This is a genomic window from Methylomonas lenta (genome assembly GCF_001644015.1).
In the GTDB taxonomy this organism is placed as follows: domain Bacteria; phylum Pseudomonadota; class Gammaproteobacteria; order Methylococcales; family Methylomonadaceae; genus Methylomonas; species Methylomonas lenta.
This window is the reverse complement of the sequence record NZ_LUUI01000152.1, coordinates 41,690-52,393: the sequence shown is the minus strand read 5'-3', so window position 1 is coordinate 52,393 and position 10,704 is coordinate 41,690. Positions and strand designations below refer to the sequence as shown.

Annotated in this window: 9 protein-coding genes; 7 read left to right on the top strand and 2 right to left on the bottom strand. The window is 46.2% G+C overall.

Annotation, left to right across the window (positions count from 1 at the left end; translation table 11 throughout):
• Positions 1-91: 91 nt before the first annotated feature.
• Positions 92-580 (bottom strand): TlpA family protein disulfide reductase, encoded by a 489-nt coding sequence (locus tag A1359_RS19160; protein ID WP_066987192.1) that lies wholly within the window; start codon positions 578-580, stop codon positions 92-94.
• Positions 581-724: 144 nt separating this feature from the next.
• Positions 725-2,479, bottom strand: a complete 1,755-nt coding sequence (locus tag A1359_RS19155) for a methyl-accepting chemotaxis protein (RefSeq protein ID WP_066987190.1) — start codon at positions 2,477-2,479, stop codon at positions 725-727.
• 119 nt (positions 2,480-2,598) lie between these two features.
• Here A1359_RS19155 and A1359_RS19150 point away from each other — a divergent pair, with 119 nt between their 5' ends.
• The 7 genes from A1359_RS19150 to A1359_RS23325 all read left to right on the top strand — a co-directional run bounded on the left by A1359_RS19150 (position 2,599) and on the right by A1359_RS23325 (position 10,696).
• Complete coding sequence (locus A1359_RS19150) at positions 2,599-3,084, top strand: low molecular weight protein-tyrosine-phosphatase (RefSeq protein WP_066987187.1); 486 nt, start codon at positions 2,599-2,601, stop codon at positions 3,082-3,084.
• Between the two features lie 17 nt (positions 3,085-3,101).
• Positions 3,102-3,821, top strand: coding sequence for a dienelactone hydrolase family protein (locus tag A1359_RS19145; RefSeq protein ID WP_066987183.1), 720 nt, complete (start codon positions 3,102-3,104; stop codon positions 3,819-3,821).
• 125 nt (positions 3,822-3,946) lie between these two features.
• Positions 3,947-6,544 carry a DNA gyrase subunit A gene (gene gyrA / locus A1359_RS19140; protein ID WP_066987180.1) on the top strand — a complete coding sequence of 866 codons (2,598 nt, stop codon included), beginning with the start codon at positions 3,947-3,949 and terminating at the stop codon, positions 6,542-6,544.
• The gene (serC, locus tag A1359_RS19135) at positions 6,544-7,623 is read left to right on the top strand and encodes a 3-phosphoserine/phosphohydroxythreonine transaminase (protein WP_066987178.1); all 1,080 of its coding nucleotides are present in this window, start codon (positions 6,544-6,546) and stop codon (positions 7,621-7,623) included. Before gyrA ends, serC begins: the two co-directional genes overlap by 1 nt.
• Before the next feature lie 7 nt (positions 7,624-7,630).
• A complete protein-coding gene (gene pheA / locus A1359_RS19130; RefSeq protein WP_066987175.1) occupies positions 7,631-8,716 on the top strand; it encodes a prephenate dehydratase in 1,086 nt (361 codons plus the stop codon).
• Between the two features lie 8 nt (positions 8,717-8,724).
• Positions 8,725-9,828, top strand: a complete 1,104-nt coding sequence (gene hisC / locus A1359_RS19125) for a histidinol-phosphate transaminase (protein WP_066987173.1) — start codon at positions 8,725-8,727, stop codon at positions 9,826-9,828.
• Positions 9,821-10,696: a prephenate dehydrogenase gene (locus A1359_RS23325; RefSeq protein WP_066987169.1), complete on the top strand. Its 876-nt coding sequence runs from the start codon at positions 9,821-9,823 to the stop codon at positions 10,694-10,696. Before hisC ends, A1359_RS23325 begins: the two co-directional genes overlap by 8 nt.
• Positions 10,697-10,704 lie beyond the last annotated feature (8 nt).

Sequence of the window (10,704 nt, the reverse complement as noted above, 5' to 3'; positions counted from 1 at the left end):
TTCTCCCGGAGGGAGAAGGGATTGTTCTTCTTTAACTTAATGGCAGTGAGGTAAGGCCTGGAGAATCAGTTTGTAATTTCAATAGGGCTTTTTAACGTGCAATGTTCGCGATTTGCGCTTCGAAGGTTTCGATTGTCAAAGCCCCGCTTTTGCCAATACGGCTATGTGCTGAACTAAAGAAATAGGTTCTTGGTAATTCCCCATACCAGCTGGGATCGATTTCATAGCGCAACTTTTGTGCATCGTCGCTGCCAAAAATCCAGTTTTCCAAGTCGTTTAATTGATGGCGGGCTAGGATGTTTTTTACCTCGGAGGTGTTGGCAGGCTCATCAGTCGATAGCATGATGATTTTTAAGTTTGGGTTGTTTTGCCTGATTTGCGATAAAACAGTCATGTCTTTGATGCATGATGGGCAATCCACCGACCAAATAGCCAGCACAAAAGCTTGGCCGGCATTTTCGCGTAAAATCTGTTGGTAACTGCCAGGATTAAAGGTTTTTACAAACTGAGGCTCTGCCTGGCTAGAGCTTATGCTCATAAAGGTTAACAGCGATGCTACTAGCAGTTGTTTGAATGTCATGGTTTTTCTCCTGGAAATGAAAGGTTTTTGACATCATAACCGAGCCAGGAATAAGTGGGGAGTCAATTCAAAATGGGTTGTCAGATTTGGAAGGGTGGTTGGACTGAAAAAGCGGAGCGATGATGAAATCGCTCCGCTAGTTTTTTAAGTTCTGAAGCTGCCTACGGTTGCACGCAATTGGTTGGCCAATTCCAGTAGTTCATGACAAGCATCAGCCGTATTTTTAGCGCCTAATGAGGTTTCTTCGGTAACATGGCTGATATTGCTGATGTTGCGATTTATTTCCTCGGCAACGGCCGTTTGTTCTTCAGCCGCACTGGCAATTTGATTGTTCATGTCGTTGATGGTGTCGATTCTTTGACTGATCGTGGAAATAGAGCCACCAGCAGATGCTGCCTGTTCGACACTGGAAGCAGCCTGTTTGCGGCCATTATCCATCACATTTACCGCTTGTTTTGCGCGGTCTTGTAAGCGTTCGATAGTTTTTTGAATTTCTAAGGTAGAGTTTTGTGTGCGACTGGCCAGGGTTCTGACTTCATCGGCCACCACGGCAAAGCCACGACCTTGTTCGCCTGCTCTGGCGGCTTCGATCGCCGCATTTAGGGCTAATAAATTGGTTTGTTCGGCTATGCCTTGAATAACGCCCAACACTTCACCAATGCTATTGCTGTCGTTTTCCAGTTCGTGAATCACATTGGCAGCGTTTTCTACCTCGTCAGCTAGGCAATTGATGCCGTTAACGGCTTCGTTAACGATGTTTTTGCCTGTTGCGGCTTCCTGGTCGGCTGTTTCGGCAGCCTCAGAGGCTTTGATTGCATTTCTGGCAACTTCTTGAACTGTCGAAGTCATCTGCTTCATGGCGTTAGCGACTAAAGTAGTTTCCTGCAGTTGACGTTCGACACCTTTTTGAGTGGTTTGGGTGATGGAGGCCAGTTTGTTTGAAGACTTGGCCAGTTGTTCGCTAGTTACACTGATTTCATCTACCGTTTTGGCGATTTTTATCACAAAAGAATTGAAGCTGGAAGCTACCCAGGCAAATTCTGATTTACCGTTAATTTTTAGTCTGGCACGCAAGTCGCCGTTGCCACTACAGATTTGTTGCAGATTTAAAGCTAAGTCGGTAAGTGGGCTGATGATGATTTTATTCATCACGAAATAGCCGGTGGAACCGATTAAAAGTAGCCCCAGAATTAGAAGTCCAATGGCATAGTACAAATCAATTTTAAAGCCAGCCAAGGCTACGTCAAAGGGCGTGATGATTTCAAAAGCGCCATGTAAATCACCGGCTTGGCGGCTTTCCATCGGATAACCTAATAAATCCTTGCCTTGGTCATTATTCCACAGGGCTTGGGATGTAGCAGGGTCGCCGTGACAGAGTTCGCATTGCTTCACCATTTTGACCGGTCTGAAATAGCGTATTTCTTGATTTTCTTCATCAACGATGCTGTATTCGTTTAGTGACGGGTCATTTTGAAAAATGTCCAGCACTTTGCGTTCAGTTTCATCCGGATTATTTCTGGGAGGATTTCGTGGATTCAATGCCGGGGCTTTAAAGCGAAAACCGCCTTCTTTGGCTTTGGCTTCGATGACTTCCCAGGCATTGGCAGTTGGCACAGTGGAGAGTATGATCGCTCGGCTTTCTGACGGGCTTTTGTTCTGGGTTGCTTGTATCAGGAGCTCTGGGGAGTACAGGCCATTTTCCCATTTCTTGACCACGTTATCCCGGATAGATTCGGATACCAGCAATAATTGGCGCGATGATTCTATTTTGCGGTCAATTAAATTTTGTTTTTGCAAGTTAGAAAATGCAATCAAACTTCCAATCCCTACAATTGTCAGCAATGCCATGGTAATTGCAACCACTTTGACGCCGACAGAATGCCAGTTCATCATTAACATTCAAAGCTCCAGATAACTATTTAAATTTTTATTGTTTAGTCGCTCATGCTTCAAAGAAGACAGGCGGCAAAAGTATAGCTTACAATCTATCGACTCAAATTTAAAAAACTTAATTAGTTATGCGGAAAATCAAGGTTTTGTTCGTTTGCATGGGCAATATTTGTCGTTCACCAACTGCAGAAGGTGTGTTCAATACATTATTAATGACCAGACGCTTAACGGATGCATTTGAGGTCGATTCGGCCGGTACTCATGCTTATCATGTGGGCGACGCGCCGGATTTGCGCTCGCAAAAAGCAGCTAGAGGCAGAGGGGTTGAGTTAAAGCATCTGAAGGCTAGAAAAGTAACTCAAAATGATTTTGAGGTTTTTGATTATGTTTTAGCGATGGATGAGGAAAATCAAGCCATTTTGTCGGAGAATTGTCCCGATAAATTCCAGCATAAAGTTCGACTTTTTCTCGAATACGCCCCGCATTTGAAACAACGTGAGGTGCCCGATCCCTATTACGGCGGTGCTTATGGTTTTGAGCGTGTTTTAGATATGGTTGAAGCGGCTTCTGAGGGGTTTATCGAGGCTCTGCAGCGTGAAGGCATAATTTCTTAAAATTAAAAGAGGTATGTATGGCTATTGTATCCAATACGGTTGATTACTTGGATGGTGATGATTTATTAGAAGGTTTTTTTGCCTTTGATGATGCTATTGCAGGTATACGGCCTGTGGTGTTAATTCATCATGCTTGGGCCGGACGAGATGAATTTGTTGCCAATAAGGCTAAAAGCCTGGCCGAGTTGGGCTATTTGGCTTTCGCTGCTGACATGTATGGAAAAGGTATTCTAGGTAGCTCACCGGAACAGAATGGTCAATTAATGCAGCCGTTTATGCAGGATAGGGCGAAACTACAGAAGCGTTTGCATGCGGCGTTGGCAACTGTGAAATTAATGCCATGGGCGGATAATGGCCGTATAGCTGCAATGGGTTTTTGCTTTGGTGGCTTGTGTGCGTTGGATTTGGCGCGTACCGGCGTGGATATTCGTGGTGTCGTATCGTTTCATGGTTTGTTGGTTGCGGCGGACAATATCCCTCAACCTCAAATCAAAGCTAAGGTTTTAGTGTTACACGGTCATGATGATCCGATGGGGCCACCCGAGCAGGTGTTGGCATTACAAACCGAACTTACTCAGGCCGGCGCCGATTGGCAGCTGCACAGCTACGGCGGGACTATGCATGCTTTCACTAATCCACTGGCTAATGATCCTGACTTTGGTACGGTTTATCAAGGGCAGGCAGACAAGCGATCCTGGCAGGCTATGCAAAACTTTTTCGAAGAGATTTTTGCCTGACGAGCTTGTTGTGCATTTGCTATAATCACGGGCTTTTATGAGCCTTTTTAGTGCAAAAAGGATTTGACGCTACAGGCTAACCCGTCGAGCTGAAAAACGCTTGGCTGAATTGGAATCATGGACCCATGTCAGACTTCGCTAAAGAAATTATCCCGGTTAATCTCGAAGACGAGATGAAACAATCCTATCTCGATTATGCTATGAGTGTAATCGTAGGCAGGGCGCTTCCTGATGTTAGAGACGGCCTCAAGCCTGTGCATCGCCGCGTGCTTTACGCGATGAGTGAACTGGGTAATGACTGGAACAAACCCTACAAAAAATCCGCGCGTATCGTCGGTGACGTGATCGGTAAATACCATCCACATGGCGACACGGCGGTCTACGACACCATGGTGCGTATGGCGCAGCCGTTCTCGTTGCGGTATATGCTGATCGATGGACAGGGCAACTTCGGTTCGGTCGACGGCGATTCGCCCGCAGCCATGCGATACACCGAAGTACGCATGTCTAAAATCGCCCATGAAATACTGGCCGATTTGGATAAGGAAACGGTTGATTTTGTTTCCAACTATGACGAATCGGAATCGGAACCCACGGTAATGCCTACTCGCATTCCGACATTGTTAATCAATGGTTCTTCCGGTATTGCGGTGGGCATGGCCACCAATATTCCACCGCACAACCTAAACGAGATAGTCTCGGCTTGTCTGGCGTTGATCGACAATGCAGATCTGACGATTCCTGAATTGATGCAAATCGTACCGGGTCCGGATTTTCCGACTGCTGGCATCATTAACGGCGCATCCGGTATCTACGAAGCCTACACCACTGGTCGCGGGCGGATTCATATCAGGGCGCTGTCCCATTTCGAAGACATCGGTGACGGCGGTCGACAAGCCATCATTACAACTGAATTGCCTTATCAAGTTAATAAGGCACGGTTGCTGGAGAAAATTGCCGAATTAGTTAAAGAAGGTAAATTGGAAGGTATTTCCGGTTTGCGTGATGAGTCTGATAAGGACGGTATGCGTATGGTCGTTGAGTTGCGTCGTGGCGAGGTGCCGGATGTGGTGCTGAACAATCTGTACAAGCAAACCCAGATGCAAACGGTGTTCGGCATTAATATGGTGGCTTTGTTAGATGGTCGCCCTTATTGCATGAATCTGAAAGAAATTCTGGCGGCATTCATTGATCATCGACGTGAAATCGTCACTCGCAGAACATTATATAATCTGCGTAAAGCGCGGGACAGAGCACATATTTTAGAGGGCTTGGCGATAGCTTTGGCTAATATCGACGAGATGATCGAGCTGATAAAAGCCTCTCCTAATCCGCAGGCAGCCAAACAAGGTCTGTTGGAAAAAAATTGGGACGCCGGCTTGGTGGTCGCTTTGTTGGATAGAGCGGATGCGGATCGTTCGCGGCCAGAAGGTTTGGGGGCGGAATTTGGTTTGGCAGGCGGTATATATCGCTTGTCGGAAGAGCAAGCGCAAGCGATTCTGGATTTACGCCTGCATCGATTGACGGGTCTTGAGCAAGAAAAAATCGTCAATGAATACAAGCAATTATTGGAATTAATCGACGAATATTTGCATATTCTTGGCAGTGATGTACGTTTGATGGAAGTCATCAAAGAAGAGCTGGAAGAAATCAAAGCCCAGTATTCAGACGCTAGACGTACTGAGATCATGCAGGATTATTCCAATCTGTCTGCGGAAGATTTGATCACGGAAGAAGACATGGTCGTTACTATGTCTCACGAGGGTTATGTCAAAACCCAGCCATTAACTGATTACAAATCGCAGCGTCGCGGTGGCAGAGGCAAATCGGCCACGGCGACTAAAGAAAATGATTTTATCGATAAACTGATTATCGCTAATACGCATGACACTATCTTGTGCTTTTCTTCAAAAGGTAAAGTGTATTGGCTGAAGGTCTACGAATTGCCTGTTGCTAGTCGTGCCTCACGAGGCAAGCCGTTTGTGAATTTATTGCCGTTGGAAGAGAACGAAAAAATAAACGCCATGCTTTCTGTGCGGGACTACAGTGAAGATAAATTTGTATTTATGGCCACAGCTTCCGGTACCGTGAAAAAAACCCCTTTGACTGAATTCTCATACCAGCTGGCCAAAGGTAAAATAGCTATTGATTTGCGCGAGAATGACACTTTAGTCGGGGTTGCTTTGACAGACGGCCAACAAAACGTCATGTTATTCAGTAGCAATGGCAAAGCAGTATGCTTTAATGAAGCAGATGTAAGGTCTATGGGTAGAACAGCTGCCGGCGTACGCGGTATTCGCTTACAAGAAGGGCAGTTTGTGATTTCGTTGATTATTTCAACAGAAGGCACTGTGTTGAATATTACCGAAAATGGTTATGGTAAACGTACGCGTCTGGAAGAATTTACCCAGCATAAGCGTGGTGGTCAAGGCTTGATTGCTATCCAGACTTCGGATCGCAATGGCGCGGTTGTTGGTGCGGTACTGGTGAATGACACTGACGAAATCATGCTGATTACCAATGCGGGTACTTTGGTCAGAACGCGGGTGAACGAGATTTCCATTGTCGGCAGAAATACGCAAGGTGTCACCGTTATCCGTTTAGATAAAGGCGAAAAAGTGGTCGGCGTGGATCGGATTGATGGTCTAGGTGATGAAGACGATGAGTGTGAAGAGAACGATTTAATAACCGATGATGCCGATTTAGGCGGAGATGAAGAATAATGGCAAGGATATATAACTTTAGCGCTGGCCCGTCGATGCTGCCAGAAGCCGTGCTGTTAAAAGCTCAACAAGAAATGCTGGATTGGCAGGATAGTGGCATGTCGGTGTTGGAAATGAGTCATCGCGGCAAGTATTTCATGGCGATTGCCGAAGCCATGAAAAATGATTTGATTGAGCTTTTGTCAATTCCTGAGAATTATAAGGTTTTGTTTTTGCAGGGTGGGGCGACGGCACAATTTGCCATGATTCCGCAAAATATTTTAAACGGCAAAAGTTCAGCCTGTTATGTCAATACTGGCGCCTGGTCGACCAGTGCTATCAAAGAAGCAGGCAAATATTGCGAAGTTAAAATCGCCGCAAGTTCTGAAGATACTGCTTATACAAGTATTCCTAAAGCTGAACAATGGCTGCTGGACCAGGATGCCGCTTATTTACATTACACCTCTAATGAAACCATACACGGGGTCGAATTTAATCATGTACCTGAAGTCGGTAATTTACCCTTGGTTTGTGATATGTCTTCCAATATTTTGTCGCGTACAGTCGATATTAACCGTTTCGGCATTATCTATGCCGGCACCCAGAAAAACATGGGGCCTGCCGGCGTGACAGTGGTTATCGTGCGTGAAGACCTGATCGGTCTGGCGCCAAAATCCGTACCATCAGTTTTCAATTACGCTCAGCAAGCCAAAAGCGATTCCATGCTGAATACACCCGCTACCTATAACTGGTATTTGTTAGGCCTGGTGTTGCAATGGTTGAAAGGCGAGGGTGGTGTAGCCGCCATCGAGCAACGCAATATTCAAAAAGCCGGCAAACTTTATCAGGCTATCGATCAATCCAGTTTGTATAGCAATCCAGTGGCGCTCGAATGTCGTTCGCGGATGAATATTCCTTTTGTATTGGCAGATGCGAGCTTGGATAAAGAGTTTTTAAGTTTGGCCGAGAAAAATGGCTTGAGTACGCTGGCAGGGCATCGTTCTGTGGGGGGCATGCGTGCCAGTATTTATAACGCCATGCCGGAAGCCGGTGTCGATGCGTTGATCGCCTTCATGGCTGAGTTTGAACGTACACACTAAGCTGAGCATGATTGACATCATTCCTTTGTCAGAATTGCGCATCCAAATCGATGCGATTGATCAGCAGATCCTGCAGCTGATCAATCAGCGTGCCAATTGCGCGATTGAAGTTGCCAGAACTAAGCAAGCTGAGGGTGAGACCGGGAGTTTTTATCGGCCGGATCGTGAAGCCCAGGTGTTACGCAAAATCAAGGAACTGAACCCTGGCCCTTTAAGCGATCACGCTGCCGCACATCTTTTTCGTGAGATCATGTCTGCTTGTCTAGCCTTGGAGAAGCCATTGGAAGTGGCTTTTCTTGGTCCACCAGGTACCTTTACTCAGCAGGCAACATTCAAGCATTTTGGGCATGCGGTTAAAGATGTTCCGGTGCCGACCATTCATGATATTTTTCAATCAGTCGAGACAGGGCATTGCCAGTTTGGTGTGGTGCCTGTGGAGAATTCGACCGAAGGGGTCATTGCCCATACCTTGGATAGGTTTATGGACAGTCCTTTGAAGATTTGTGGCGAAGTTGAAATCCGGGTGCATCAAAATTTGCTGGGTAAAATGGATTCCTTGCTCGGTATCAATGAAGTGTTTTCTCATCAGCAATCTCTGGCCCAATGCCGGCAATGGTTGAATATTTATCTGCCCGGAGTTCCAGTGACAGCGGTTAGCAGTAATGCCGAAGCTGCGCGTCTGGCATCATTGGATCATAGCAAGGCTGCCGTTGCCGGTTTGGTTGCCGCCGAGTTGTATGATCTTAATGTGATCGAGAAAAATATTGAAGATGAAGCCAACAATACCACGCGCTTTATCATTATCGGTGCTCAGCAGCCGGCTTCGACCGGTTTGGATAAAACCTCCATTTTGGTGTCTACCGGTAATCAATCCGGTGCATTGCATAGAATATTAGGGCCTTTTGCCGAATACGGCATCAGCATGGTGCATATTGAATCCCGGCCTTCTCGGCAAGGCTTATGGGAGTATGTGTTCTTTATTGATATCGAAGGTCATTATGACGATCCTGATGTTGCCAATGCACTCAAGGTTCTGCAAAACAACGTCAAGATGTTGAAAATCCTTGGCTCTTATCCCAAAGCAGTTATTTAATACCCTACATGAATAAATTTTTAGAGCTTGCGCTGGCTGGTGTGCAACAGTTGGTGCCGTATGTCCCCGGTAAACCAGTTGATGAATTGCAGCGAGAGCTTGGATTAAGCGAAGTTGTTAAATTAGCTTCCAATGAAAACCCGCTGGGCACCGGTGATAAAGTGTTGGCAGCGATTCAGGCCACTATGCCGGAGCTAACCCGTTATCCAGACGGCAGTGGCTTTGGGTTAAAAGCAGCGCTATCGGCAAAATTGGCTGTGGCGCCGTCTAGCATTACTTTAGGCAACGGTTCCAGTGAAATATTGGAATTAGTCATGCGGACTTTTGTGTCGCCTGAACATGAAGTGGTGTTTTCTCAACATGCTTTTGCATTGTATCCAATACTAACCCAGGCAGTGGGTGCGCAGGCGCGTATAGTACCAGCGAAAAATTATGGGCATGATTTGCAGGCTATGCTTGCAACTATTTCGGATAAAACACGCTTGGTGTTTATTGCCAATCCCAATAATCCGACCGGCACTTTGTTAGCTTCCGACGAGCTGGAAAGCTTTATTTCAGCTTTGCCAGCGCATGTTTTGTGTGTGCTTGACGAGGCCTATTATGAATTTGTTGCTCCTTCAGATAGAACCGAATCACTGGCTTGGCCGCAACGTTATCCTAATCTTATTGTAACTCGCACATTTTCCAAGGCTTATGGCTTGGCTGGTTTGCGGATTGGATACGGCATTTCTTCAGACGATGTAGCTGATTTGCTCAATCGTGTGCGGCAACCATTTAACAGCAATATGCTGGCTTTGGCTGCAGCGGAAGCCGCTTTAACTGATGCTGATTATCTAGCCAAAACCTTAGCGGTGAATAATGCCGGAATGACACAATTGACCTCTGCATTTGAAGATCTAGGTCTGGATTGGATTCCTTCATCCGGTAATTTTGTCTCGGTTGATGTTAAACAAAATGCGTTACCAGTTTACGAAGCCCTGTTGTTGAAAGGCATTATTGTAAGGCCGGTGGCCAATTATGAAATGCCACAGCATTTACGGATTAGTATCGGCACTGAACGAGAAAATCAAATGTTCATTACAGCCTTGAAACAGGTGTTGCAAGGTGTTTAAACGCCTATGCATTATTGGCACCGGCTTAATTGGTGGCTCAATTGCCCGAGCTGCGCGTGCGCAAGGCTTATGCCAGGAAATTGTGGCTTTTGGTAGGGAAAAAAATCAACCTAACCTGCAATTAGCAAAAGATTTGGGGGTTATTGACCAGTTTTATACCCATATTTCCGCTGCCCTGGATCATGCTGACTTGGTGATTATCGCCACGCCGGTAGGCAGCATGCAAAGTATCTTTGAATTAATTAAACCATATTGGAGCGCGACAGCTTTATATAGCGATGCCGGTAGTACCAAAGCTAGCGTGGTATCGGCCATAGAAGCGGTCTTTGGTCATGTGCCGAACAATTTTGTGCCGGCCCATCCGATAGCGGGTGCCGAACGTAGTGGGGTGGATGCGTCCAATGCCGAATTATTCAAAAATCGGCGTTTGATCATTACGCCACTCAATAATACTGACCCGCAGGCCGTGGAAAAATTGACGCGCTTCTGGGAGCAGATCGGTTCTAGCGTGTCGGAGATGAGTGTGGAGCATCACGATACGGTATTGGCCGCAACCAGTCATTTACCGCACATCCTGGCCTTTGCTTTGGTCGGCTTGCTGGGACGTAAAGATGAGCAGCGGGAAATATTCAAATATGCCGCTGGGGGGTTTAAGGATTTTACCCGCATCGCGTCCAGCGATCCGACTATGTGGCTGGATATTTGTCTGGCCAATAAACAGGACATTATTCCGCTGATTCGGCAATTTAAAGCTGAACTGAGCAATATTGAACAATTATTAGTAGATGATCAATCGCAGCAATTGTTCGATACCTTCACTTATGCCCGCAATGCCAGGCAACGATTTCTCGATACTTTAGACGATTAAAAGAAGAT

What these genes read in the sequence shown, in the direction of transcription:
- A1359_RS19160 (WP_066987192.1), bottom strand. Translation starts at nt 580, where the DNA reads ATGACATTCAAACAACTGCTAGTAGCATCGCTGTTAACCTTTATGAGC.
- A1359_RS19155 (WP_066987190.1), bottom strand. Translation starts at nt 2,479, where the DNA reads ATGTTAATGATGAACTGGCATTCTGTCGGCGTCAAAGTGGTTGCAATT.
- A1359_RS19150 (WP_066987187.1), top strand. Translation starts at nt 2,599, where the DNA reads ATGCGGAAAATCAAGGTTTTGTTCGTTTGCATGGGCAATATTTGTCGT.
- A1359_RS19145 (WP_066987183.1), top strand. Translation starts at nt 3,102, where the DNA reads ATGGCTATTGTATCCAATACGGTTGATTACTTGGATGGTGATGATTTA.
- gyrA (WP_066987180.1), top strand. Translation starts at nt 3,947, where the DNA reads ATGTCAGACTTCGCTAAAGAAATTATCCCGGTTAATCTCGAAGACGAG.
- serC (WP_066987178.1), top strand. Translation starts at nt 6,544, where the DNA reads ATGGCAAGGATATATAACTTTAGCGCTGGCCCGTCGATGCTGCCAGAA.
- pheA (WP_066987175.1), top strand. Translation starts at nt 7,631, where the DNA reads ATGATTGACATCATTCCTTTGTCAGAATTGCGCATCCAAATCGATGCG.
- hisC (WP_066987173.1), top strand. Translation starts at nt 8,725, where the DNA reads ATGAATAAATTTTTAGAGCTTGCGCTGGCTGGTGTGCAACAGTTGGTG.